26 protein-coding genes are annotated in these 23056 nt (G+C 70.1%); 18 read left to right on the plus strand and 8 right to left on the minus strand.

Annotated elements, in window-relative coordinates; genetic code table 11:
* Positions 1-92: 92 nt before the first annotated feature.
* On the plus strand, positions 93-1562 hold the full coding sequence (locus tag ACTMTF_RS26645; RefSeq protein ID WP_441113118.1) for an antibiotic biosynthesis monooxygenase: 1470 nt from the start codon (positions 93-95) through the stop codon (positions 1560-1562).
* Here ACTMTF_RS26645 and ACTMTF_RS26650 read toward each other — a convergent pair.
* Complete coding sequence (locus ACTMTF_RS26650; RefSeq protein ID WP_397005741.1) at positions 1559-1795, minus strand: glutaredoxin family protein; 237 nt, start codon at positions 1793-1795, stop codon at positions 1559-1561. The genes ACTMTF_RS26645 and ACTMTF_RS26650 overlap by 4 nt on opposite strands.
* Before the next feature lie 126 nt (positions 1796-1921).
* On the opposite strand from ACTMTF_RS26650, the gene ACTMTF_RS26655 reads away from it, so the two are divergent.
* The 6 genes from ACTMTF_RS26655 to ACTMTF_RS26680 all read left to right on the plus strand — a co-directional run bounded on the left by ACTMTF_RS26655 (position 1922) and on the right by ACTMTF_RS26680 (position 8055).
* Entirely contained in the window at positions 1922-2599 is a 678-nt protein-coding gene (locus tag ACTMTF_RS26655; RefSeq protein ID WP_441113119.1) for a redox-sensing transcriptional repressor Rex, read from the plus strand.
* Positions 2596-3852 carry a glutamyl-tRNA reductase gene (locus ACTMTF_RS26660; RefSeq protein WP_441113120.1) on the plus strand — a complete coding sequence of 419 codons (1257 nt, stop codon included), beginning with the start codon at positions 2596-2598 and terminating at the stop codon, positions 3850-3852. The genes ACTMTF_RS26655 and ACTMTF_RS26660 overlap by 4 nt, the downstream gene beginning before the upstream one ends.
* Positions 3849-4772 carry a hydroxymethylbilane synthase gene (gene hemC / locus ACTMTF_RS26665; RefSeq protein WP_397005735.1) on the plus strand — a complete coding sequence of 308 codons (924 nt, stop codon included), beginning with the start codon at positions 3849-3851 and terminating at the stop codon, positions 4770-4772. Before ACTMTF_RS26660 ends, hemC begins: the two co-directional genes overlap by 4 nt.
* Positions 4769-6316 carry a uroporphyrinogen-III synthase gene (locus tag ACTMTF_RS26670; protein WP_441113121.1) on the plus strand — a complete coding sequence of 516 codons (1548 nt, stop codon included), beginning with the start codon at positions 4769-4771 and terminating at the stop codon, positions 6314-6316. The genes hemC and ACTMTF_RS26670 overlap by 4 nt, the downstream gene beginning before the upstream one ends.
* Complete coding sequence (hemB, locus tag ACTMTF_RS26675) at positions 6313-7296, plus strand: porphobilinogen synthase (RefSeq protein WP_441113122.1); 984 nt, start codon at positions 6313-6315, stop codon at positions 7294-7296. Before ACTMTF_RS26670 ends, hemB begins: the two co-directional genes overlap by 4 nt.
* Positions 7297-7425: 129 nt before the next feature.
* Positions 7426-8055, plus strand: a complete 630-nt coding sequence (locus ACTMTF_RS26680; RefSeq protein ID WP_397005729.1) for a bifunctional DNA primase/polymerase — start codon at positions 7426-7428, stop codon at positions 8053-8055.
* 17 nt (positions 8056-8072) lie between these two features.
* On the opposite strand, the gene ACTMTF_RS26685 is transcribed toward ACTMTF_RS26680, so the two are convergent.
* Positions 8073-8483, minus strand: coding sequence for a PIN domain-containing protein (locus tag ACTMTF_RS26685; RefSeq protein ID WP_441113123.1), 411 nt, complete (start codon positions 8481-8483; stop codon positions 8073-8075).
* 84 nt (positions 8484-8567) lie between these two features.
* Between ACTMTF_RS26685 and hemL the strand changes: the two genes are divergently transcribed.
* Positions 8568-9857 (plus strand): glutamate-1-semialdehyde 2,1-aminomutase, encoded by a 1290-nt coding sequence (gene hemL / locus ACTMTF_RS26690; RefSeq protein ID WP_441113124.1) that lies wholly within the window; start codon positions 8568-8570, stop codon positions 9855-9857.
* Between the two features lie 122 nt (positions 9858-9979).
* Here the strand turns inward: hemL and ACTMTF_RS26695 are convergent, their stop codons facing one another.
* On the minus strand, positions 9980-10351 hold the full coding sequence (locus tag ACTMTF_RS26695; RefSeq protein ID WP_441113125.1) for a DUF4143 domain-containing protein: 372 nt from the start codon (positions 10349-10351) through the stop codon (positions 9980-9982).
* 248 nt (positions 10352-10599) lie between these two features.
* Positions 10600-11463, minus strand: a complete 864-nt coding sequence (locus ACTMTF_RS26700) for an EamA family transporter (RefSeq protein WP_397005723.1) — start codon at positions 11461-11463, stop codon at positions 10600-10602.
* A 183-nt stretch (positions 11464-11646) separates the two neighbouring features.
* Between ACTMTF_RS26700 and ACTMTF_RS26705 the strand changes: the two genes are divergently transcribed.
* Positions 11647-12585, plus strand: coding sequence for a LysR family transcriptional regulator (locus ACTMTF_RS26705; protein ID WP_441113126.1), 939 nt, complete (start codon positions 11647-11649; stop codon positions 12583-12585).
* Between the two features lie 6 nt (positions 12586-12591).
* Here the strand turns inward: ACTMTF_RS26705 and ACTMTF_RS26710 are convergent, their stop codons facing one another.
* Positions 12592-13452: an EamA family transporter gene (locus tag ACTMTF_RS26710; protein ID WP_441113127.1), complete on the minus strand. Its 861-nt coding sequence runs from the start codon at positions 13450-13452 to the stop codon at positions 12592-12594.
* A gap of 91 nt (positions 13453-13543) precedes the next feature.
* Between ACTMTF_RS26710 and ACTMTF_RS26715 the strand changes: the two genes are divergently transcribed.
* From ACTMTF_RS26715 to ccsB, 5 genes are read left to right on the plus strand one after another with little or no spacing between them, the layout of a single operon-like run.
* Positions 13544-14185, plus strand: a complete 642-nt coding sequence (locus ACTMTF_RS26715; RefSeq protein ID WP_397005717.1) for a histidine phosphatase family protein — start codon at positions 13544-13546, stop codon at positions 14183-14185.
* A 55-nt stretch (positions 14186-14240) separates the two neighbouring features.
* Positions 14241-14819 carry a TlpA family protein disulfide reductase gene (locus tag ACTMTF_RS26720; protein WP_441113128.1) on the plus strand — a complete coding sequence of 193 codons (579 nt, stop codon included), beginning with the start codon at positions 14241-14243 and terminating at the stop codon, positions 14817-14819.
* A gap of 5 nt (positions 14820-14824) precedes the next feature.
* Positions 14825-15547 carry a cytochrome c biogenesis CcdA family protein gene (locus ACTMTF_RS26725; RefSeq protein WP_397005713.1) on the plus strand — a complete coding sequence of 241 codons (723 nt, stop codon included), beginning with the start codon at positions 14825-14827 and terminating at the stop codon, positions 15545-15547.
* Positions 15547-17106 carry a cytochrome c biogenesis protein ResB gene (gene resB, locus ACTMTF_RS26730; RefSeq protein ID WP_441113129.1) on the plus strand — a complete coding sequence of 520 codons (1560 nt, stop codon included), beginning with the start codon at positions 15547-15549 and terminating at the stop codon, positions 17104-17106. Before ACTMTF_RS26725 ends, resB begins: the two co-directional genes overlap by 1 nt.
* The gene (gene ccsB, locus ACTMTF_RS26735; protein WP_441113130.1) at positions 17096-18121 is read left to right on the plus strand and encodes a c-type cytochrome biogenesis protein CcsB; all 1026 of its coding nucleotides are present in this window, start codon (positions 17096-17098) and stop codon (positions 18119-18121) included. The genes resB and ccsB overlap by 11 nt, the downstream gene beginning before the upstream one ends.
* Before the next feature lie 103 nt (positions 18122-18224).
* Here the strand turns inward: ccsB and ACTMTF_RS26740 are convergent, their stop codons facing one another.
* Positions 18225-18524, minus strand: coding sequence for a PLD nuclease N-terminal domain-containing protein (locus ACTMTF_RS26740; protein WP_397005707.1), 300 nt, complete (start codon positions 18522-18524; stop codon positions 18225-18227).
* 181 nt (positions 18525-18705) lie between these two features.
* On the opposite strand from ACTMTF_RS26740, the gene ACTMTF_RS26745 reads away from it, so the two are divergent.
* Both ACTMTF_RS26745 and ACTMTF_RS26750 read left to right on the plus strand, forming a co-directional pair.
* Positions 18706-19836 (plus strand): hypothetical protein, encoded by a 1131-nt coding sequence (locus ACTMTF_RS26745; protein ID WP_441113131.1) that lies wholly within the window; start codon positions 18706-18708, stop codon positions 19834-19836.
* Positions 19837-19846: 10 nt separating this feature from the next.
* Entirely contained in the window at positions 19847-20089 is a 243-nt protein-coding gene (locus ACTMTF_RS26750) for a hypothetical protein (RefSeq protein WP_441113132.1), read from the plus strand.
* Between the two features lie 150 nt (positions 20090-20239).
* Here ACTMTF_RS26750 and ACTMTF_RS26755 read toward each other — a convergent pair whose 3' ends face one another.
* Positions 20240-20461 (minus strand): BldC family transcriptional regulator, encoded by a 222-nt coding sequence (locus tag ACTMTF_RS26755; RefSeq protein ID WP_181616591.1) that lies wholly within the window; start codon positions 20459-20461, stop codon positions 20240-20242.
* A gap of 280 nt (positions 20462-20741) precedes the next feature.
* Here ACTMTF_RS26755 and ACTMTF_RS26760 point away from each other — a divergent pair, with 280 nt between their 5' ends.
* The gene (locus ACTMTF_RS26760; RefSeq protein WP_397005701.1) at positions 20742-20936 is read left to right on the plus strand and encodes a DUF4229 domain-containing protein; all 195 of its coding nucleotides are present in this window, start codon (positions 20742-20744) and stop codon (positions 20934-20936) included.
* Here ACTMTF_RS26760 and ACTMTF_RS26765 read toward each other — a convergent pair.
* Positions 20933-22138, minus strand: a complete 1206-nt coding sequence (locus tag ACTMTF_RS26765; protein ID WP_441113133.1) for a hypothetical protein — start codon at positions 22136-22138, stop codon at positions 20933-20935. The two genes, ACTMTF_RS26760 and ACTMTF_RS26765, sit on opposite strands and share 4 nt — an antisense overlap.
* A gap of 77 nt (positions 22139-22215) precedes the next feature.
* Here ACTMTF_RS26765 and ACTMTF_RS26770 point away from each other — a divergent pair, with 77 nt between their 5' ends.
* Positions 22216-22944 carry a demethylmenaquinone methyltransferase gene (locus ACTMTF_RS26770; RefSeq protein ID WP_441113134.1) on the plus strand — a complete coding sequence of 243 codons (729 nt, stop codon included), beginning with the start codon at positions 22216-22218 and terminating at the stop codon, positions 22942-22944.
* The last annotated feature ends 112 nt before the right edge of the window (positions 22945-23056 follow it).

The following is a 23056-nucleotide window of genomic DNA, read 5'->3' on the forward strand; positions in this document are numbered from 1 at the left end:
GTCTCCGCGTAATCGGCAGATACGGTGTGGACCGACCCTTTCCCTCTTCGGCTACCGGCTGGGAGGCATAGTCCGGCAGCATTGGAGTCACCATGGAGATCCTCGTTGCTGTCATAGCGTTCGCCGGTGCGCTCCTTGCTGCGATCGCCTCCGTCGCGCTGGTCCGCCGGCTGCGTGAGGAGCCCGAGGGCTGGCTGATCGCCTGGACCATCGCCGGACCCGCACTGTGCCTGTCTCTGGCGATGATCGGCCTGGGCTACCTCGTCGGGTTCGGGGTCCTCACCTTCAAGGTGCTGCAGATCACCGCGTCGATGCTGGCGCCGCTCTGGCTGGCCATCGGGCTGATCCAGCTGCTCGCGGACAAGGTGCCGCCGAAGTTCCTGGCCTGGCTGTTCGGCATCGGCTACACGATCGTCGCCCTGGTGATCATGGTGGTGGACCCGCTCATCAGCGAGGAGATGGGCAAGTCGGTGCCCTCGGCCGCCGAGCACTGGGCGGTCATCCCCGCCTACCTGCTCACCGGCCTGCACGTCATCGCCGCGCTCATCATGCTGGGCACCATGGTGGTCGCGGCCCTCAGGTGGCGCGGCGGCGACGAGTACGACACCGACAACCTGCACGCGGTCCTGGTCATCGCCCCGTCAGGGCTGGCGCTCATGGGCGCCATGCAGTTCACGGTGCCCGCCTTCTTCACCGTCATGCTGCTCATCGCCGCAGCCGCGGCCATCTGGTACACCGTGCTGCGCCCGCTCGCGCCGTACGAAGACGACGACGAGGACGACGACGATTTCGTCGACCAGCACGAGAAGCGGCCCGTCGGTGGCCGGCGCGAGCAGCGGCCGGTGGGCCCCCGGCCGCAGGAGCAGCCGCCGCCGGGTCACCGCCCGGTGCCCGAGCCCGTCCCGATGGCCGCCACCGAGCCGCCGCGCCAGCGCAGGTCCGGCCTGGGCGACCTGGTGGCCGAGTATCGTGCCAACGACCAGGAGGTCGACTACGCCGCCCGGATGTCGCCGCCGCCGCCGGACGCGGGCCCGTCGACCGGCTACATCATGAACGGCCGGCACGGCGGCCCCGCGCCGCAGCCCGAGCCGCGCGACCACGCGATGCCCGGCACCGGCGCCACCTATCCGGGCGCCGAGCTGTTCGCCCCCCGGATGCCGCAGACTGGCCCCCATCCCGTGGTGCCGCCCGCCCCGCAGACCGGGCCGCAGCAGCAGACCTCGGGCAGGCCCTCGCCGAACATCTACGGCATGCTGACCGTCTTCACGCTCATCGACGGCTCGGGCGCCGCCTTCGACCAGCTGGCCGACGCGACCGTCGAGGCGGTCAGGCGCGGCGAGCCCGACACGCTGATCTACGCCTGCCACGCGGTCAAGTCCGCACCGCTGCAGCGCATCGTCTACGAGCTCTACCGGGACGAGGTCGCCTACCGCGACCACCAGCGCCAGCCGCACATCGAGCGGTTCATCAACGAGCGTCAGGTCATGGTGCTGGCCACCAACATCATCGAGCTCAACGTGAACGCCGCCAAGGTCGTGCCCCTGCCGATGGCGATGTTCTAAGCGGTCAGGGCCTCTCGCAGGCGTTCTTCCGAGACCCGCCAGAAGTCGTGCTGAACACCGTCGATCAGGGTGACCGGGATCATCTCCCAGTAGCGCTCCCGCAGCTCGTCGGAGGAGTTGATGTCGACTTCCTCCCACGGCACGCCCAGCTCACCGGCGACCCGGGAAATGATCTCGCGCGCGTCCTCACACAGGTGGCAGCCGGGCTTTCCAAGCAGCGTGATGCGGTGCATGACGTCCACCGTAGCGTCCGAGGAACGGTGACTTTGTGCATCGGTTCACAAAAGGATTAACCTGAAAGACGGTTCCATCCCCAGTCACGCGGTCCAAGGCCGCCCGTTCCCCTGGAGCTCCGGCAAGTGAAGAGCCCGTCCCAGCCTCGTGACCGAGGCATACCCGAAGCGACGGTCGCACGGCTCCCGTTGTACCTTCGGGCGCTGCACGGGATGGCAGAGCGTGGCACCGCGACCGTCAGCTCCGAGGATCTCGCCGCGGCCGCCGGGGTCAATTCCGCCAAGCTGCGCAAGGATCTGTCACACCTCGGCTCCTACGGCACCCGAGGCGTCGGCTACGAGGTCGAATACCTCGTCTACCAGATCTCCCGAGAGCTGGGCCTGACCCAAGACTGGGCCGTCGCCATCGTCGGCGTCGGAAACCTGGGCCGCGCGCTCGCCAACTACGGCGGCTTCGTCTCCCGGGGATTTCGCATCGCGGCCGTGTTCGACGCCGACCCCGAAGTCGTGGGCGACGACATAGCGGGGTTGAATGTTGAGCACATCGATGAACTGGAGACCGTGATCAAGCGGCGTGGGGTCTCGATCGTGGTGCTGGCGACGCCGGCGGTGGCGGCGCAGGAAGTATGCGATCGTGTGGTGGCCGCCGGGGTGACCAGCATTCTCAATTTCGCCCCGGTCGTTCTCACTGTTCCGGACGGCGTCGATGTCCGTAAGGTCGACCTATCCATCGAACTGCAGATCCTCGCGTTCCACGAGCAACGCAAAGCTGGGGGGCCACTCATGGCAGTGGACAGTCAATGAGTGTTCTGGCAATCGGACTCAGCCACCGGACCGCGCCGGTGGCCCTGCTCGAACGCGTCTCGGTGAGCGGCGAAGCGCTCGTGAAGCTGCTGTACGACGTGCAGCAGGACCCGTGCGTGGCGGAGGCCTTCGTGGTCTCGACCTGTAACCGGGTCGAGGTCTACGTCGCCGTGGACCGCTTCCACGCGGCCGTCACGGCCGTCACCGGCCTGCTCAGCCTCCACTCGGGCGTGCCCGTCGACGAGCTCACTCCACACCTGTACGTGCACTACGAGGAGCAGGCCGTCGAGCACCTGTTCTCGATGGTGTGCGGCCTGGAGTCCATGGTCGTGGGCGAGGGCCAGATCCTCGGCCAGACCCGCCAGGCGCTCAAGCTGGCACAGAAGCACGGCACCGTCGGCGCCACCCTGAACGAGCTGGTCCAGCAGGCGCTGCGGATCGGCAAGCGGGCCCACACCGAGACCGGCATCGACCAGGCCGGAGCCTCGCTGGTCAGCGCGGGCCTCGCGCTCGCCGGCGAGCTGGCCGGGCGGCGCGCCCTGGTGATCGGCGCGGGCTCCATGAGCTCGCTGGCCGCCACCACGCTGGCGCGCGCGGGCGTCACGGACATCGTGATCGCCAACCGCACGTACGAGCGCGGCGCGCGGCTGGCCGGCACGGTCGGCGGCAGGGCGGTGGAGTTCTCCGCCGTCGCCCGTGAGCTGGCGGCGGCCGACATCGTCATCACCTGCACCGGCGCGGGCCGCCATCTGATCAGCGCCGACATGGTGTCGCGGGAGACCTTCCTGCTCGACCTGGCGCTGCCGCACGACATCGACCCGGCGGTGCGCGCCGTCCCCGGCGTCACACTGGTGGACCTGGAAACCATCCGTGAGTCCGGAATCGGCTCACGCGAGGGTGACGCGGTAAGGTCCGTGCGCAAGATAGTCGCGCAGGAGCTCGCCGCCTACCTGGAGTCGGAGCGGGCCGCCAAGGTCACCCCGACCGTGGTGGCACTGCGCAGCAAGGCGGCGGGCGTGGTCGAGTCCGAGCTCGGCCGCCTGATGATGCGCATGCCCGATCTCGACGGCAAGCTCAGGGACGAGGTGACCCTCACCGTGCAGAGAGTCGTCGACAAGCTGCTCCACGAGCCCACCGTGCGTGTCAAGCAGCTCGCCACCTCGCCAGGAGGCGATCATTATGCCGAGGCGCTGCGCGAGCTGTTCGACCTGGATCCGAAGACGCCCGAGGCCGTGAGGGAGGTGGAGCTGTGACTCCACGGACGGAAAGCGCGCTGCGGCTCGGCACGAGACGCAGCCTGATGGCGACCACGCAGTCGCAGATGGTCGCCGACGCCTACACCGAGCGGACCGGCCGGCCGATCGAGCTGGTCGGCGTCACCACCTTCGGCGACGTGACCAAGGCGCACCTGGCCCAGCTCGGCGGCACCGGCGTGTTCGTCAGCGCGCTGCGCGACAAGCTGATCGAGGGCGAGATCGACTTCGCCGTGCACTCGCTCAAGGACCTGCCGACCAAGGCCGACCCGCGCATCGCGCTGGCCGCCCTGCCCGCCCGGCACGACCACCGCGACGCGCTGGTCGGCCCGGTCAAGTTCGCGGACCTGCCCGCCGGCGCCCGCGTCGGCACCGGCTCGCCGCGCAGGGTCGCCATGCTGCGCGCGCTGCGGCCGGATCTGGAGTACGTGCCGATCCGCGGCAACGCCGACACCCGGATCGGCAAGGTCACCTCCGGCGAGCTGCACGCCGTGGTGCTCGCCTCAGCGGGCCTGACCAGGATCGGCAGGGACGCGGAGATCGCCCAGATCTTCGAGATCGAGGAGCTGCTGCCCGCGCCCGGTCAGGGCGCGCTCGCCGTCGAGTGCCTGTCCGACCGCGCCGACCTCGTCGACTTCCTCGGCGTGCTCGACGACCCGCGGACCCGCTCCGCGGTGGCGGCCGAGCGTGCCGTCCTGGCCGCACTCGAAGCCGGTTGCTCGGCTCCCGTGGGTGCGTTCGCCCTCGATGACGGGCACACTCTGAACCTGACCGCCGCAGTCGTCGCCGTCGACGGCACGCGAGCGGTACGCAAGTCCGCCGCCGGCACTCCTTCGGAGGCTGAAGACCTGGGACGCCAGCTCGCGACCCAGATGCTTCGCGAAGGGGCCGACAAATTGATGGGGGAGCATTCCCATTGAGCTCCGATAGTCCAACCTCCGCTTTCGTCGCTTTCGTAGGCGCGGGGCCAGGAGATCCGAACCTCCTCACGCTCCGCGGTGCCGAGCTGCTCTCCAAGGCCGACGTGGTCGTGCTCGGGGACGAGTCGCACGGCCCGTTGCTACGACACTGCCGCGAGGGTGTGCACGTCGTCTCCGACGGCGACTACCTCAAGCACGCCAAGGCCGGGCAGTTCGTCGTGCGCCTGTGCGAGGGCGACCCGATGCTGTTCTCCTCGATCGTCGAGGAGGTCGCGGCCTGCGCCGCGGCGGAGGTGGACTTCGAGGTCGTGCCCGGCGTCCCGCCCGCGACCGCCGTGCTCACCTACGCGGGCATCCCGCCCGCGGCCTCGGTGCCCGAGTTCAGGGTCGTCGACGCCGCCCAGGAGCAGGACTGGTCCTCACACGCCGCCTGCCCCGGCACGCTCGTCATCTACAACGGCGTCGCCGAGGCCGTGGCGATCGGCAAGGCGCTGATCTCCGGCGGCAAGCCCGACAGCACCCCGGTGGCGGTCAGCAGCGGCGGCACCACGACCGAGCAGTACACCGTGGTCTCCACGCTCGGCAGGCTGCAGGCCGACCTCAAGCACGCCGGATTCACCGAGCCCGCGCTGATCGTCGTGGGCGAGGCGGTCGGCCTGCGCGACAAGCTGTCCTGGTTCGAGACCAAGCCGCTGTTCGGCTGGCGGGTGCTGGTGCCACGCACCAAGGAGCAGTCCAAGAGCCTGTCGGAGCAACTCATGTCGTACGGCGCGGTGCCGGAGGAGGTGCCGACCATCTCGGTCGAGCCGCCCCGCACCCCGCAGCAGATGGACCGCGCCATCAAGGGCCTGGTCACCGGCCGCTACGAGTGGGTGGCCTTCACCAGCGCCAACGCGGTCAAGGCGGTGCGCGAGAAGTTCGAGGAGTACGGCCTCGACGCGCGCGCCTTCGCCGGGCTCAAGGTGGCCGCCGTGGGCGACGCCACCGCGCGGGCGCTGGTCGACTTCGGCGTCAAGCCCGACCTGCTGCCCTCGGGCGAGCAGTCGTCGGAGGGGCTGGTGGCCGAGTGGCCGCCGTACGACTCGATGCTCGACCCGATCAACCGGGTGCTGCTGCCGCGCGCCGACATCTCCACAGACACGCTGGTGGCCGGGCTGACCGAGCTCGGCTGGGAGTGCGACGACGTCACGGCCTACCGGACCGTGCGGGCCGCGCCGCCGCCCGCGCCGATCCGGGAGGCGATCAAGGGCGGCGGGTTCGACGCGGTCCTGTTCACCTCGTCCTCGACCGTGCGCAACCTCGTGGGCATCGCGGGCAAGCCGCACAACGTCACCGTGATCGCCGTCATCGGCCCGCAGACGGCCAAGACCGCCGAGGAGTTCGGGCTGCGCGTCGACGTCATGGCCGACAAGGCGTCCGCGTCGGCCCTGGCGGCCGCGCTGGCGGCCTACGGCGCCGAACAGCGCCAGGCGGCCGTCCTCGCCGGTGACACCCCGCGCAGGCCGTCCCAGAACCGCAGGGGAGCCAGGAGGAGAGCGAAGTGAGTGCCGAGTTCCCCGTCGCCCGCCCCCGCAGGCTGCGCCGCACCTCGGCGCTGCGCAGGATGGTGGCCGGCACCAGGCTGCACGCCGCGGACCTGATCCTGCCCATGTTCGTCAAGGAAGGCATCGGCGAGCCGCACCCGGTCGCCTCCATGCCGGGCGTCGTCCAGCACACGCGCGACTCGCTGCGCAAGGCCGCCCGAGAGGCGGCGGAGGCCGGGGTGGGCGGGCTGATCCTGTTCGGCATCCCGGCGGTGAAGGACGCGCGCGGCTCGGCGGGCGACGACCCCGACGGCATCCTCCAGGTGGCGCTGCGCGACGTGCGCGCCGAGGTCGGCGACGCCGTCGTGGTCATGGCCGACACCTGCCTCGACGAGTTCACCGACAACGGGCACTGCGGCATCCTGACCGAGTCGGGCGACGTCGACAACGACCGCACGCTGGAGCGCTACGCCTCGATCGCGGTCGCGCAGGCCATCGCCGGCTCCCAGATGATCGCGCCCAGCGGGATGATGGACGGCCAGGTGGGCGCGATCCGGGCGGCGCTGGACGCCGCCGGCTTCGCGGACCTGCCGATCCTCGCCTACTCCGCCAAGTACGCCTCCGCCTTCTACGGGCCGTTCCGGGACGCCGCCGAGTGCGCGCCGCAGTTCGGCGACCGCAGCACCCACCAGCAGGACCCGGCGGGCCCGCTGGAGGAGGCGCTGCGTGAGGTGCGACTGGACCTGGCCGAGGGCGCCGACGCCGTCATGGTCAAGCCCGCGCTGGCCTACCTCGACATCATCAGGCGCTTCCGCGACGAGGTGGACGTGCCCGTCGCCGCCTACCAGGTGAGCGGCGAGTACGCGATGATCGAGGCCGCCGCCGCCAACGGCTGGGTCGACCGCGACCGGATGATCATGGAGTCGCTGGTGTCGATCAAGCGCGCCGGCGCCGACCTGATCCTCACCTACTGGGCCACCGAGGTGGCGCGCCGCCTCTAACCAAGGGGTTTGCCGTCAACTCGTGAGGCGTGTGCGTTAGAGTGGCATGAGAAGTGCTGGTGTGTCCCGCGTGTGCGTACGGCCCGGAGCCGGGACCGCTTCACGCACAGACTTGACGGGAGACACCATATGGTGGGGGTACCTCTAGCTCGGCGTTCCAAAAAGCGGTCACGAGCGACGCGAATCGACTCCGTGCTGGGTTATGCCGCCCTCGGGTGGCCGTGTGTGCCCGGCGCCTCCCCGCTGCGACGCGGCTCCCGCGCGTGCTCCTGTGACCGCGTGGGCTGTCCCGACCCGGGCGCGCATCCGATCTCGCCCGCCTGGCACATCCAGGCCACGACGGACGCCACCCAGCTCACGCGCTGGTGGCAGCGCGACCCCGAGGCCAACGTCATCTTGCCCACCGGACGCGTGTTCGACGTCTTCGACGTCCCCCTGCCCACCGGCCTGTCCGCCCTCACGCGGATCGACAACGCCGGAGCTGACTCGGGCCCGGTCGCCGCCAACGGTGACCGGGTCCTTTTCTATGTGGCCACCCGGGGCAACCCCGAGGACGAGGACGAGTGGTGGTCCTGTCAGCTCGACTGCGACCCGGCCACCATCGAGGACACCCCGGGACTGCGCTGGCACTGCCGCGACAGCTACGTCCTCGCGCCGCCGTCCACGCTCCCCACCGGCCAGCCGGTCTCCTGGCTCCGCCCCCCGGACGGCCGCCCGCTGCCGGACCCGCTACGCGTCCTGGAGTGGCTCGCCGACTAGCTCAGAACAGGACTGGCTCAGAACAGCCGGATGTCCCGTTGCGCCACCTCGGGCATGATCTTCGCCACGGTGGCGAAGTCGTCGTCGACGTGCAGGACTGTGAGTCCATGGTGCACGGCTGTGGCGCACACCAGTAGATCGATCACTCCGGCTAGGCGGTGCTGACCGTGCTGGGTCAGTCTGTACTGGGCGGTCTCCACCCATCGCCACGCGCTCTTGGGGACGGGAGCGGCCTGGCAGAGGGCGTCGAGCTCCGAGGCCAGGTCGTCCCTGTGTGCCGGACCAGTGGCCGAGTAGAGGAACTCCGTCCTCGTGGGCTCGCACAGCCGCAGCGGTTGCGTGGTGATGCGATCGCCCCATGCCTCGATCACCTCGGGATCGCGCACGAGGTGCCACAACGCGGAGGTGGCGATGAGATACGAGGTCACGTCATGGGCTTCTTCCAGGCTGCTCTGGCGGCGTCCCGGGCCGCCGATGCCGGGAGCGCCTGGGGCGGGTTCTAATCTGGTCGGGTGAGCCGTACACAGAACTCCGAGGACCTGTTCGCCCGCGCCTGCGCCGTCGTGCCGGGCGGCGTCAACTCGCCGGTTCGCGCGTTCGGCGCCGTCGGGGGGACGCCGCGCTTCATGGTCTCGGGTCAGGGGCCCTACATCACCGACGCCGACGGCAACCGTTACGTCGACCTGGTCTGCTCCTGGGGGCCGATGATCCTGGGGCACCGGCATCCCGCCGTCGTGGAGGCCGTGTCGAAGGCGGTGGCGCACGGGTTCTCCTACGGCACCGCCACGCCGGGCGAGGTGGCGCTGGCCGAGGCGATCGTGGCCCGGGTCGCGCCGGTGGAGAAGGTCCGGCTGGTCAGCTCCGGCACCGAGGCGACGATGAGCGCCGTGCGGCTGGCCCGTGGGTTCACCGGGCGCTCCAAGGTGGTCAAGTTCGCCGGCTGCTACCACGGCCATGTCGACGCGCTGCTCGCCTCCGCCGGGTCGGGGGTGGCGACGTTCGGGCTGCCGGACACGCCCGGGGTGACCGGGGCGTCGGCCGCCGACACGATCGTGCTGCCGTACAACTCGATCGAGGCCGTCGAGGCGGCGTTCGCGTCCGCCGAGATCGCCTGCGTGATCACCGAGGCCTGTCCGGCCAACATGGGGATCGTGCCGCCGCTCGACGGGTTCAACGCCCGCCTGCGGGAGCTCTGCACCGCCAACGGCGCGCTGCTGATCGTCGACGAGGTCCTCACCGGCTTCCGCGTCTCACACTCCGGCTGGTACGGCCTGGACCCGGTGGAGCCGGACCTGGTGACGTTCGGCAAGGTCATGGGCGGGGGGCTGCCGGCGGCGGCGTTCGGGGGCCGGGCGGACGTCATGGCCCACCTCGCGCCGGAGGGGCCGGTCTACCAGGCGGGCACCCTGTCGGGTAACCCGCTGGCCTGCGCGGCGGGCCTGGCCACGCTGCACGCCCTGGACGCGGAGGCGTACACGAAGATCAACGCGGCGGCGTCGACGGTCGCGACGGCGGCGGCGCACGCGCTGGAGGCGGCGGGAGTGCCGCACCGGCTGCAGACGGCGGGCAACCTGTTCTCGATCTTCTTCACCGACCGTCCGGTGACGAACTTCGCCGAGGCCCGGACGCAGAGCACGGCGGCCTACCAGGCGTTCTTCCACGCGATGCTGGACCGGGGCGTCTACTTGCCGCCGTCCGCCTACGAGGCGTGGTTCCTGTCGGCCTCCCACGACGACGAGGCGCTCAGCCGCGTCGCCGACGCACTGCCGGCCGCGGCGAAGGCCGCGGCGGCGGCCCTCTAACCGGCGCCACCGGGCAGCCGCGGCCGGAGCACGCCGGGCTCGGCGTGGTCCCACAGAGCGGACAGCGGAGTAAAGAAGATGCGGTCGCCGGAGGGCAGGTTCGTGTCGCCGAGGTGCAGCACCTAACCGGCACGGAACCTGTCACCGAGGGCGTCCCTCAGCCGGCGAAGGTGTCTCGCGTCCTCGGGTTCGGGCGTCGAAGACGCCTTCACTTCTATGCCGATGATGCTCCCGTCCCGGCGTTCGAGGATGAAGTCCACCTCCCGCTTGTCTCTGTCGCGGTAGTGCCGCACCGCGACGTGCCGGCGGGCGAAGGCAGACAGCTTGAGCAACTCCGCGAAGACGAACGTTTCGAGCAGCCCGCCAAGTGCGGGATGTCCTGGCGCCAGCAGAGGCTCAGCGTCGACGTCGAGCAGATGCGCGGCGAGGCCGCTGTCGGTCACGTAGGTCTTGGGCGCATGCGTGACCCGCGCGGAGAAGTTGTCGGACCACACCGGTGCGGGAGGCGACCAGGAAGACCGTTTCCAGATAGGCGGGGTAGGAGCGGACGGTCGTCGCATCCAGCCCGAGGCTGTTGGAGAGGTGCGAGAGGACCAATGCTCCTCACCTGGGGTCAAGGCTTCTCAGCGCCATCTTCCCAGATTCGCGAGCCGAGTTTCCCGGATCTGCGAGCAGACTTTTCCCGATTCTGCGAGCGATGTTTTCCTGTTTTCGCGAGCGGGGTCATCCTGCAAGGTGTGCCTCAGTGGGCGAGGGCGGGCTTCAGGGCGCGGGGGCGGGTGCCCGCGTACAGGACGCCGGTCACGATGAGGGCGGCGGCGAGGAGCTGGAGCCAGGAGACGGCCTCGCCGGTGACCAGGGCGGCCGAGGACATGCCGAAGACGGGGACCAGCAGAGTGTAGGGCGCCACGGTCGAGGCGTCGTAGCGGCGCAGCAGGAAGCCCCAGACGCCGAAGCCGCCGAGGGTGGAGACGAAGGCGACGTAGGCCAGGGAGAGCCAGCCGGCGGCGGGGGCGGCCAGGTCGGGGACGCCCTCCACCAGGAGGGAGAGCAGCAGCAGCGGGGGCGCGGACAGGGCGCTGACCCAGACCATGAAGCGCAGCGAGTCCGGCGGGGCGGCCTTGCGCTGGGCCACGTTGCCGAGGCCCCAGGCGGCCGCCGCGGCCACGCAGAGGGCGAACGCGCCCACCGGGCCTGACATGCCGAAGTCGAAGGCGACGAGGGCCAGGCCGCCGAAGGCGACGGCCAGGCCGGCGACGCGTCGGGCGGTGAGCCGCTCGCCGAGCAGCGTCACCGCGAACAGGATGGTGAACAGGACCTGCATCTGCAGGACCAGGGAGGTCAGCCCGGCCGGCATCCCGGCTCGCATGCCGACGAGCAGCAGGCCGAACTGGCCGACTCCGATGGTGGCCGCCACCGCGACGACCCAGCGCCACGGCACCCCCGGCCGCCCGACCAGGAGCAGGGCGGGGAAGGCCGCCAGGGCGAACCGCAACGACGCGTACAGCAGGGGTGGGAAGTGCTCCAGGCCCACCTGCATGACGACGAAGTTGACGCCCCAGACGGCGGCGAGGCCGATGGCGAGGGCCAGGTGGCCCGGCCTCACGCGGTGGCGGGCTTGCGGGAGCGGCTGCGCTGGTTGCGGGCCTGCTCGGCGAGGCTCTGGAGGTAGGAGACGGACTCGGTACGGTTCTTCTTCGCCTTAATGATTCTCATGCATATATGTTCCAACGCTACAGAGTTCACCACAAGCGAGACTTTCTACGCTTAACCCTTTAGGCTGGCTTACATGTTGGACTTGAACCGCCTCAAGGCCCTTCACGCCGTCCACGTGTACGGCTCGGTCGGCGCCGCGGCGGACGCGCTCATGGTCACCCCGTCGGCCGTGTCACAGCAGCTCGCCAAGCTGGAGCGGGAGACCGGGGCCCGGCTCATCGAGCGCAACGGGCGCGGCGTAAGGCTGACGGACGCGGCCGGACTGCTCGCCGAGCACGCCGAGCGGATCCTGGCACTGGTCGAGACCGCCGAGGCGGACTTCGAGGCGCTGCGCGGCGAGGTCGTCGGCCGGCTCAACGTGGGCGCGTTCCCCACGGCGGCCCGCGGGCTGATGCCCCCGGCGCTGACCGAGCTCAGGCAGCGCCACCCCGACCTGTGGATGCAGCTGTACGAGCGCGAGCCGGAGCGGATGCTGCGCGAGGTGGCCAGGGGCGAGCTCGACCTGGTGGTGGTGCAGGACTGGCTCAACAGGCCGATGGCCATCCCCGACGGACTGTCCAGGAAGACGCTGATCGACGACATCGCCGACGTGGCCGTGCCCCTCGACCATCCCCTGGCCGGCAACAAGGAGATCGAGCTGTCCGCCCTGCGCGACGAGCGGTGGATCGCCTCCTCGCCCGGCACCATCTGCCACGACTGGCTGGTCTTCACGCTGCGCGCCGCGCAGATCGAGCCCGAGATCGCCTACATGGCCGACGAGTACCCCACCCATCTGGCCCTGGTCGCGGCCGGGCTCGGCTGCTCGATCGTGCCCCGGCTCGGCCGCGACCCGGTGCCGGACAACGTCCGCCTCATCCCGCTGCGGCCCAGGCAGACCCGCCGCATCTACGCCCTGTGGCGCACCGACGCGGCCCGGCGGCCCGCCATCAGGGCCACCGTCGAGGCGCTGGTGCGGGCCAGCGCCACACAGGAGAACGCGTGGGCGAGCGAGCCGGAGCTGACCGTCGGCTGAGCGCGATCAGCTGAGCGCGATCGCGACGATCCCGAAGAGGATCACGCCGGCCGCCACCAGCCGGTGCCGCAGCCCGTGCTCGGCGAGCAGGCTGCCGCCCAGCACGACGGCGATCAGTACGCTGATCTCGCGGGCCGGCGCCACCACGCTGACCGGCGCCATCGTGAAGGCGATCAGCACCAGCAGGTAGGACACGAAGGTCAGCACCGCGGCTCCGAGCACCCCGGCGCGGTGCTCCCGCCAGACCGGCAGGATCAGCGCCCTGCGCCGCCCGCCGAGCACCGCCGGGGCGAGCGCCAGCGCCCGCCCCACCTCGCCCAGATAGTTGAGCATGAGCGGCGCCACCGCGAACACGCTCACCACCCGCGAGTCCCACACCGTGTAGCCCGCGATGAACAACCCGGTCGCCAGCCCGAACGCCAGCCCCTTCAGATCGCCCCGGCCGCTCCCGCCGCTCATCAGGAACACGCCCACCCCCACCAGGACGATCCCCGCGACGCCCACAGCGGTGGGACGCTCGCCCAGGAACAGCACGGCGACCAGGCTCGCCAGCATCGGCCCGGTGCCCCGCGCGACGGGGTAGACGATGGACAGGTCGCCCTTGCCGTAGCCGCGCTGCAGCAGCACGAAGTAGCCCAGATGCAGCGCCGTGCTGCCGCTGATCACCGCCAGGTCGCCCCACGACACCGCGGGCCTGGCGATCAGCAGGAACCCGGCGAACAGCGGGCTCCAGATCACCGCCGCCACGGCGGCCACGAGCCAGATGAAGACGAGGCTGTCCGCCTGGGCGGCCTTCTTGCTCAGCAGGTTCCAGGTGGCGTGCGCGATGGCGGCGACGAGGACGAGGACCAGCGCCCTGGGGTCCAAGCGGGCGGCTCCTTCCGATCGCCCCGACTCTACTCACGGGTGATCAGGCCTGGCGGGCAAGGGGAGGGAACCGGCTAAGCTGAGGCCCACCATGGCTGAAACCACCGTCGTTCACCTTTTGCGTCACGGTGAGGTGCACAATCCCAGTGGCATCCTCTACGGTCGGCTGCCCGGCTACAACCTGTCGGAGAACGGGCAGTTGATGGCCAAGACCGTCGCCAAGGCCTTGGCCGGACGTGACATCAAGGCCGTCTACAGCTCGCCGCTGGAGCGCGCCCAGCAGACCGCGACCCCGGTCGCGGCCACCCTCGGCCTCGACATCATCACCGACGAGCGGCTGGTCGAGGCGGGCAACCTGCTGGAGGGGCGGACGGTCGGGAAGGGCCTGCGGATCCTGCGCAGCCCACGCAACTACCGCTACTTCTGGAATCCGCTGCGCCCCTCCTGGGGGGAGCCGTACCCCGTGATCGTGGCGCGGATGCGCTCGATGATCGAGGACGCCCGGGAGGCGGTACGCGGCCACGAGGCGGTGCTCGTCAGCCACCAGCTGCCGATCTGGGCGATCCGGATAACGGCGGAGGGCCGGCGCAGGCTCTGGCACGACCCGCGGCGCAGGCAGTGCGCGCTGGCCAGCCTCACCACGCTCACCTTCGACGGCGACCGGCTCGTCAGCGTCGGCTACAGCGAGCCGGCCGGATCGCTGCAGAGGGGCCCCAGCGTCCCGGGCGCCTGACACCGCCGGTAGAGTTGCAAGCTCTACCGGCTGTAGTACAAGGAGATCTTCCTCCGTGCGCGCGAAGTCAATCTCCGTGTCAGTCTCCATCGCCCTGCTGGCTCTGCTGGCCGCCGGATGCGCGGGAAGCCAGAGCGGCCAGCCCACGGCGGGCGACACCCGGTTCGTCGCGGGCGACGGCAAGATGCAGGTGTTCGAGGCGGCCGACCGTCAGCCCGCGCCCGCGATCGAAGGGCCCACCCTCGACGGCGGCACCGCCTCGCTGGCCGCGCACAAGGGCAAGGTCGTCGTGATCAACTTCTGGGCGTCCTGGTGCGGGCCCTGCCGGGCCGAGGCGCCGGTGCTCAAGGAGGTCGCGGCCAAGACCAAGGGCGCCGGGGTGGAGTTCATCGGCGTCGACTTCAAGGACCGCAAGGCCGACGCGCTGGCGTTCGAGCGCACCGAGCAGAGCGGCTATCCGAGCATCTTCGACCAGCCCGGCAAGGTCGCGCTGGCCTTCCAGGGCACGGTGCCGCCCGCCGCCATCCCGTCCACGCTGATCATCGACGAGCAGGGCAGGATCGCCGCCAGGGCGCTCGGCGCGGTCAAGTACACCGACCTGATGAACACGGTGACCAAGGTGCGCGATGAGTGACCGCGATGAATGACATCGTCGCCTCCGGCTCGCTGCTGCTGGCCGTGCCGATCGCGGTGCTGGCCGGGCTCGTGTCGTTCCTGTCCCCGTGCGTGCTGCCGCTGGTGCCGGGCTATCTGTCGTACGTGACCGGGATGAGCGCCGACCCCAAGCGGGGGCGGCTGGTGCTCGGCACGTCGCTGTTCGTGGCCGGGTTCGGGGCGGTGTTCGTGGCCACCGGCGCGCTGTTCGGCGGGCTCGGCAGGCTCCTGCTGGTCAACGCCGACCTCATCACGCGCGTGCTCGGCGTGCTCACGATCCTGCTCGGGTTGGCCTTCCTCGGCGTGATCCCCGGGCTGATGCGTGACGTGCGCATCCACCGGATGCCCGCCGCGGGGCTGGCCGGCGCGCCGCTGCTCGGCGTGGTGTTCGGGCTGGGCTGGACGCCGTGCATCGGCCCCACCCTGGCCGTGGTGCTCGGCCTCGGGCTGAACGAGGGCAGCGCCTCGCGGGGCGCGCTGCTCGCCGTCGCCTACGCGCTCGGGCTCGGGCTGCCGTTCGTGGCCGCCGCCTTCGCCTACAGCAGGGCGCTGCGCACCTTCAGCGCCATCCGCAAGCACTCGCGGCTGATCACCAGGATCGGCGGCGTCATGATGGTGGCTGTCGGGCTGGCGCTGGTGACCGGCCTCTGGGGGGAAATGATCGCGACCATGCAGGGCCTGATCGGCGCCTTCAGGCCGGTGATCTGATGAGCGTCGACGAGCTGGAGCGGGAGCAGTCGCCCAACCGGGTGGGCATGGGTCTCACCGGCTGGCTGCGCTGGGGCTGGCGCACGCTCACCTCGATGAAGACGGCGCTGATCCTGCTGTTCCTGTTCGCGCTGGCGAGCGTGCCCGGCTCCCTGCTGCCGCAGCGCGGCGTCGAGCCGGGCAAGGTGGCGACCCTCTACCAGGAGAGCCCGGCGCTGGCCGGGTGGTACGACCGCTTCCAGCTCTTCGACGTCTTCACCTCCGTCTGGTTCGCGGCGATCTACCTGCTGCTGTTCACCTCGCTGATCGGCTGCGTCCTCCCGCGCACCGCCACCTACGTCCGCGAGCTGCGCCGCAGGCCGCCCGCCGCGCCGCGCAACCTCTCCCGCCTGCCCCACTCCGCCGCCTTCGCGGGCGAGCTGACCGTCGAGGAGTCCGCCCGGCGGCTGCGCAAGCTGCGCTTCCGCGTGGACACGGGCGACGGCTGGGTGTCCGCCGAGAAGGGCTATCTGCGCGAGACCGGCAACCTGCTCTTCCACATCTCACTGCTCGGCCTGCTGGTCGCCGTCGGTTTCGGATCCTTGTACGGCTACCGCGGCAACGTGCTGGTGGCCGAGGGCGACGGGTTCGCCAACACCGTGGCCGCCTACGACCGGTTCATCCCCGGCCAGCAGGTGTCGGCGGAGTCGCTGGAGCCGTTCAGCTTCGAGCTGACCGACTTCAGGGCCACCTACCAGGTCGGGGGTGACAAGGAGGGGCAGGAGCTCGACTACTCCGGCTTCCTGAAGGTCACCGACTCGCCGGGGGCGGCCGCCCGCGACTACGAGCTCAAGGTCAACGAGCCGCTGGAGGTCGACGGCACGCAGACCTACCTCCTCGGCCACGGTTACGCCCCCGTCTTCAAAGTGACCGACGGCAAGGGGCAGGTCGCCTTCGAGGGGCCGGTGCCGTGCCTGATCGAGGACAAGCCGTCGCTCACCTCGGGCTGCGTGGTCAAGGTCCCCGACGCGCGGCCGTCGCAGCTCGGGTTCCTGCTCAGGTTCCTGCCCACCAGCGTGCCGCTGACCGACGGCACCTTCGCCTCGGCGTTCCCCGGCGCGCTCCAGCCTGAGGTGCAGGTCCTGGGGGCGTTCACCGGCGACCTCGGGGTGCGCTCCGGGCAGCCGCAGTCGGTTTACGAGCTCGCCCCGCCCGAGGTGATGAAGAAGCTCAAGCCGCTGGTCATGGGCACCGCGGTGCCCGAGCCGCTCGCGGTCGGGGAGTCGCTCGACCTGCCCGAGGGCGCGGGCAAGCTGGAGTTCGTCGCGGTCAAGGAGTGGATGACGCTCCAGATCGCCTACGATCCCGGCCGGGTCCCCGCCCTGGTGGCGGCCGCCCTGGCCACCGTCTCCATCGTGCTGTCGCTGATGATCCGCCGCCGCAGGGTATGGGTGCGGGTCAAGGACGGCACGGTCGAGGTGGGCGGGCTGACTCGCACCGAAGGGTCGGCGGCGGGCTTCTCGGAGGAGTTCGACGACATCGTGAAGGTTCTACAAGCAGGAGACAAGGATGACCGCTGAAGGACTCGCCGAACTGAGTGACCTGTTCGTGGTCGCAGCAGTCCTGCTCTACCTGTTCTCCATGGTCGGTTTCGCGGTGGAGCTCGCCTTCGGCCGGGCCCGGCCCGACCGGGCGTCCGCGCGTGAGCGGGCCAAGGCTCCCGCGGCCGTGGGGGCCGGGGGATCCGGCACACCGGACGAGATCCAGGTGGACGAGGCGGACGCGGGCGCCGAGGTGGCCGGGACCGGCGACAGGCCGGACCGGTCGCATGGGCCGGACGGGGCGGACTGGTTGGATGGGCAGAACGGGCCGGACTGGTCGGTCAAGGCCGGGCTGGTGGCCCTGGGGCTCGCCTGGCTCGGCTGGGCGGCCAACCTCGGCGCCATCGCCACCCGCGGCCTGGCCGCCGACCGGTGGCCGTGGGGCAACATGTACGAGTTCGTGGTGGGCATCTGCTTCGCCGCGGTGACCGCCTTCCTGGCCACCCAGTTCCGGCGGAACGTGCGCTTCCTCGGCGCCTTCGTCATGGTCACCGCCGCCCTGTGCCTCGGCCTGGCGGTGAAGGTGCTCTACACCTCGGCGGGGCCCGTGGTGCCCGCGCTCGACTCCTACTGGATCGCCATCCACGTCACCGCCGCGATCCTGGCCAGCGGCCTGTTCATCATGGCCGGGGTGGCGGGCATCCTCTACCTCGTCCGCAAGGAGGGCCCGTCCCGGCTGCCGTCCAAGGCGGAGCTGGAGAAGGTGGCCAACCGCGCGATCGTCCTGGCCTTCCCGGTGTGGACCTTCGCTGTCATCGCGGGCGCGCTGTGGGCCGACCGGGCCTGGGGCCGCTACTGGGGCTGGGACCCCAAGGAGGTCTGGTCCTTCATCACCTGGGTGGGCTACGCGGCCTACCTGCACGCCCGCGTCACGGCCGGCTGGCGTGGCCAGCGCGCCACGATCGTGCAGCTGGTGGCCTTCGCCTGCCTGCTGTTCAACCTGTTCGGCGTGAACATCTTCATCTCGGGCCTGCACAGCTACGCGGACGTGTGATCGCCGGAATGCCGTACGGCGCGGCTGGTGGAGGCGTGCCGAGGTAGTGATGGGGCGTCGCCCGGGGGGTGAGGGCGGCGCTCTCGTGTGGTTTCTCTCGCCGTTATTTCTCTTCGCCGCGCATGCGGCGCTCAAGCTCGCGGAGGAAATCGGGGTCGTCGTCCGGCCCCTTGGGGGCGGGTTCGCCTTCGGCCCGCGGGGTCACGGACCAGGTCTCGCGCGCGACTCTCGGACGGCCGCGCATCATCCAGAACAGGCCGCCGATCAGAGGGAGCGCGACGACGATGATCAACCAAACGGCTTTTGGTGAGTGCCTGACCTCTTCCTCGGGGGTCGTAGCGACGTCGAACAGTGAAAACAGCCAGAAGGCCAGCAGAGCCAGGCCGACAAGGACACCTGCCATGCCCGAACTGTAAGCCATCCTCAGCGTGATCGTGCCACCTTGATGTCCCATTCCGGGTGACTAGGGAAGATCGGCGTCGTACGGTGGAACACGATTCGGCGCAGTCTGCCCCGGCTGGGCCGCGCATCCAGGCGGCCTCGGTATCCGGTGTGGTGAGCGTCATGGGGTGGTGAGAGGTGCGATGGCTTTCTCCAACGACAAAGGACGTCATCGGCGGGGACGCTGGTGGCGGCGCGGCTCGTACCTCTTCTCGCGTCGCACCGAGGCGCCCGAGGCGGAGCGGTCGATCTGGACGAACGACGGCGGGCGGGCGCGTGAGCGCGGCCGGCGCCTGTCCGGCCGGCGAGGTGCCGGCGTGCGTGACCTGAGCCTGGCGGGTGGAGAGGAGCCGATGGACCGCGATCGTCGTCTGAGCGGGCGTGAGGAGCCCAGTGGCCGAGAACGCCGCGGCCTGATGGGCGGCTACGGATTCCGCGACCGGGACCGGGCGCGCGAGGAGCCCGAGCAGGCGTGGCCGCCCGGCGGTCAGGTCGGTCAGGTCGGTCAGGATGGTCAGGGCCGTCAGCGGTGGGAGGGCGGTGAGCGCCGCTGGTATCAGGGCGAGCGCCTGTCCGCCGCCGTGGTGGAGCGTCCTCGTTACACCTGGCAGGACTTCGAGCTCGACGACGCCTTACCCAGGGCGCAGCCGAACCGTCCCGACGCGCCTCCGCAGGGCGACGGGCTGCGCCACTGCGGAAAACTGGAGGCGATCCTGCACCGGCAGTGGGACGCCAGGAGAGGCCGGCCGTCGATGGACGTCGTGCGGGCCGTGGAGAGCCTGGCCAGGCTGCCTGACCGGATCAAGGAAAGGCTCGTCAACGGGCTCGAAGGCATCTATGTGGGTCCCGGCGGGGTGCCGGACCTGGACGACATGGGTTATCTGCGGGGCGCGCCCCTGCCGTCGGGCCGGGCGACGTGGGACATCTGCGCGGGGGCCTACGGAGATCGCAAGATCGTGGTGGGGGACCGGCCCTCACCGACACCGGACGTGATGATGCACGAGGTGGGGCACGCCATCGACGACATCGACGCGGCGCTGGGCGTCTGGGTGTCGGACACGCCGGAGTTCGTGGCGCTCTTCGAGGAGCTCACCCCGCTCCTGGCGTCGTCCTTCCATCGCCAGGGCGGCGGGCTGGGGCGCAAGGAGTTCTTCGCCGACGCCTTCGCCGCCATCGCCTCGCGTCAGCGGCCGGCCCTGGTGGACATGCTCGGCGGCAACACGCGGATGGCGCTCGACGTGATGCTGTTCTTCAACCGGCGCTACGGAATCTAGGTGATCGGCAATGTACGTCATCCGCCTCGCTGACGGGACCCTGCGCGTGCCGCAGAGCCTGACCAGCGAAGACGGGCGCCTGATCGGGAACGCGTACGTCGAGGTCGAGCCGGGCGATCCCGAGTACGACCGGTGGTTGCAGGAGTCGCTGACCGAGGAGGAGGCGGCCGAGCGCCGTCGCCGCTGGGCTGAGGAGAACGACGAGCTGGAGCGGGAGTTCCTGGCGTTCAAGGCCGACCAGGAAGGCGCGTGAGCGAGGGGGCGCTGTGAACTGGCCAGGCGCCAGCCACGATCGGTGGTTGACGCCTTTCCCGTGCTCGCCGTACGGATGGTGCGGTTGGCACGCGGACAGAGGTCCCGTCTCGGTGACCCTGCGTACAGGATCACCGACTTGGACGGTACGTCAAACGCGCGGGGACTCGCCTGTTGGCCTGTCGGCCGTAAGAACATCCTCACCACGGAGGAGGGCGTGCACTTCCGATTCACGGAAGCGCCGGTGCCCTCCGGGGGTGCGGATACTGCTGATGCGGCCTGCCGCGGCCCAGCGCGTAACCGTTTTTGGGTCTACCCGGAAGAGGGCGGCAACCTCTCCAGGGGTCAGCAGACGCTCGCTGCTACTCTCCACCAATCTCTCCCCCTCGCATCCCGCTTCCTGCCAGCGGGCGGACAGGTAACTAGTGTGTCGAGCGAAGCCTGATTTATCCGTGGTTTTCTACAAAGATCACGGGTTGTTATCAGCTGACTGCCCGATTGTTATATCATAGAGCCTCTTTGGGGCTCTCGTGGGTGTTTCTTTACGAAACATCCTTACTGGGAACAGTAGCAGCGCTCGCGCCCGATGCGAAGAGCGACCGGATGCCCCGGGCGAGTAATCTCGACCTGTGCGTCCTGTTCTCGTTTACACCATGTCGCGGATCGGCCTGTTTCTCGTAACTCTGGGTGTGCTGTGGCTGCTCGGTGTCGCTAACCCACTGTGGCTGATCATTTTGTCCTTCGTGATCAGCGGAGTCGCCAGCTACGTCCTGCTGTCCAAACAGCGCGATGCCATGAGCGCGCGCATCAGCGACAAGATCGACCACCCGAAGCCGCAGGGCGACTAGGGCAGAGGGAACATGCCAATCCGGGCATGGTACTCCCGTCCGAGTCGGGTTGTGTCGCTACCGACTAGTAGTCCGCCGCGGTGCGCCAGAAAGGCCTTCACGCCGATCCCGCGCTCCCGGCCGGGATTCCAACTCAGCGCCTTTCCGGTGCGTGGATGAATGGCGCCGATGCCCTCACGCGGCACCGCTCCGGGGCCGGGCGAGTCGCGGCCCCTCGGGTTGTTCAGCCACCGCTGGTGGCCGCCCACGTAGACCGCGCTGCCCGTCACCGACACCGTGTACAGAGAGTCGCCGCCCGTCCAGTTGACCCAGGTCGGTTTGATCCGCTGCCCGCTCGCATAGGTCTCGAACCTGGCCGCGGTGTCGCACATGCCGCTCAGGGGCCCGCCCGTGGTGACGACCACGAAATAACGCCCGTCGGGCGAGAAGTCCAGGCCGCGCACGTAGGAAGGAAAGGTGTCCTTGCACTTTTTCAGGTACGCCTCGCTGCGCCAGTTCGCGAGCTTGGCCGTGGCGCCGCTGATGTCGATCAGCCCGAGCTGCGGCCTGGACCGCCCGTCGAGGGTGGTGAAACTGCCGTCGACCAGGAGCCGGTTGGCCGTGGCCGCGATCGCGTGCACCCGCACGTTCCCGGTCAGCGGTTCGCCCGGCGTGATCGTGAAGCGGGGGTCGGCGGCGCCTGTCGTGGCGTTCAGGCCGGCCAGCCCGACGCGCGGCCGGGTGAAGTCGCCGCCGGCGTAGAGGTCGGAGTCGCGGCGGGCCAGCGTGGTGACCGAGCCGCCGGAGATCTCCGGCGCGAACGAGCGCACGGGCTGTCCCGTGGCCACGCTGAGGCGCGCCAGCGACCGGATCCGGGTGTTGTCGATGGAGCGGAAGTCGCCGCCGACGTAGACGGTGCCGGACTCGCCCGCGACCAGGCTGTGCACCGGGCCGCGCACGCTCGGCGCGAAGTCAGGCAGCACCCGGCCGGTGGCCAGGTCGTAGGCGAACAGGTTGGCGCGTGAATAGCTGGTGGTCCTGGTCGAGTCGGCGACGGCGGTGAACGAGCCGCCGACCACGACGGTGCCGCCGACCAGCGCGATGGCGTTCACGATGCCGTCGAGCACATGAGGGGTGCTGTCGACCGGGTCGGCCGAGACCACGCGGGTGTGCGCGGTGGGGGCCGCTGCGATGATCGCCGCAAGGGCGACTCGGGCAAGCATTCGCCAATTTTTAGCAGACGGAAAGTAGCGGTGCTGCTACTTTCCGTCGATTGTCAGGATAGCCATAGTCTTGAGGTATGACGCGCGCTCAGTTGGACAAGCAGCCGGACGAGGTCGCCGCGATGTTCGATCGCACCGCCCGGCGTTACGATCTCGTCAACGATCTGATCTCCTTCGGGCAGGTCCGGCTGTGGCGTAAGGCCGTGGCCGCCGCCGTCGACGCGGGGCCCGGCGAGATCGTCCTCGACCTCGGTGCCGGCACCGGCACCTCCACCGACTCGTTCACCACCTTGGGCGCCAGGGCGATCGCCTCCGACTTCTCGCTCGGCATGCTGCGCACGGGGGTGCGGCGGCACGGCGGCAACGCGCTGACCGGTGCGGGGGTGCCGTTCGTCGCGGGTGACGCGATGCGGCTGCCGTTCACCGACGACGCCTTCGACGCGGTGACCATCTCGGTGGCGCTGCGCAACGTGCACGACACCGAGCAGGCGCTGCGCGAGATGCTCAGGGTGACCAAGCCCGGCGGGCGGCTGGTGATCCTGGAGTTCTCCCATGTGACGGTCGACGCCTTCGATCTGGTCTACCGCGAATACGTGATGCGGATGCTGCCGAAGGTGGCCGGGATGTTCGGCTCCAACGACGACTCCTACGAGTATCTGGCCGAGTCGATCAGGGACTGGCCGGACCAGGCGACGCTGGCCGGCGTCATCCAGCGGGCCGGCTGGGAGCGGGTCGCCTGGCGCAACATGAGCTTGGGGATTGTGGCGATGCACCGGGGGTTCAAGCCGCCGCTCTCGAAAGGGTGAGGGCTGACGTGATCTACTAGCGCCTGACGGCCCCCCGGCTGCCACTTTGTGCACGAAAAGGGTTAGACTTCGGGCCGAACAGTTTGTGAAGGGGTTCACAAAGGAACGAAGG

It is taken from the genome of Nonomuraea sp. ZG12, assembly GCF_052068115.1.
Taxonomy (GTDB): domain Bacteria; phylum Actinomycetota; class Actinomycetes; order Streptosporangiales; family Streptosporangiaceae; genus Nonomuraea.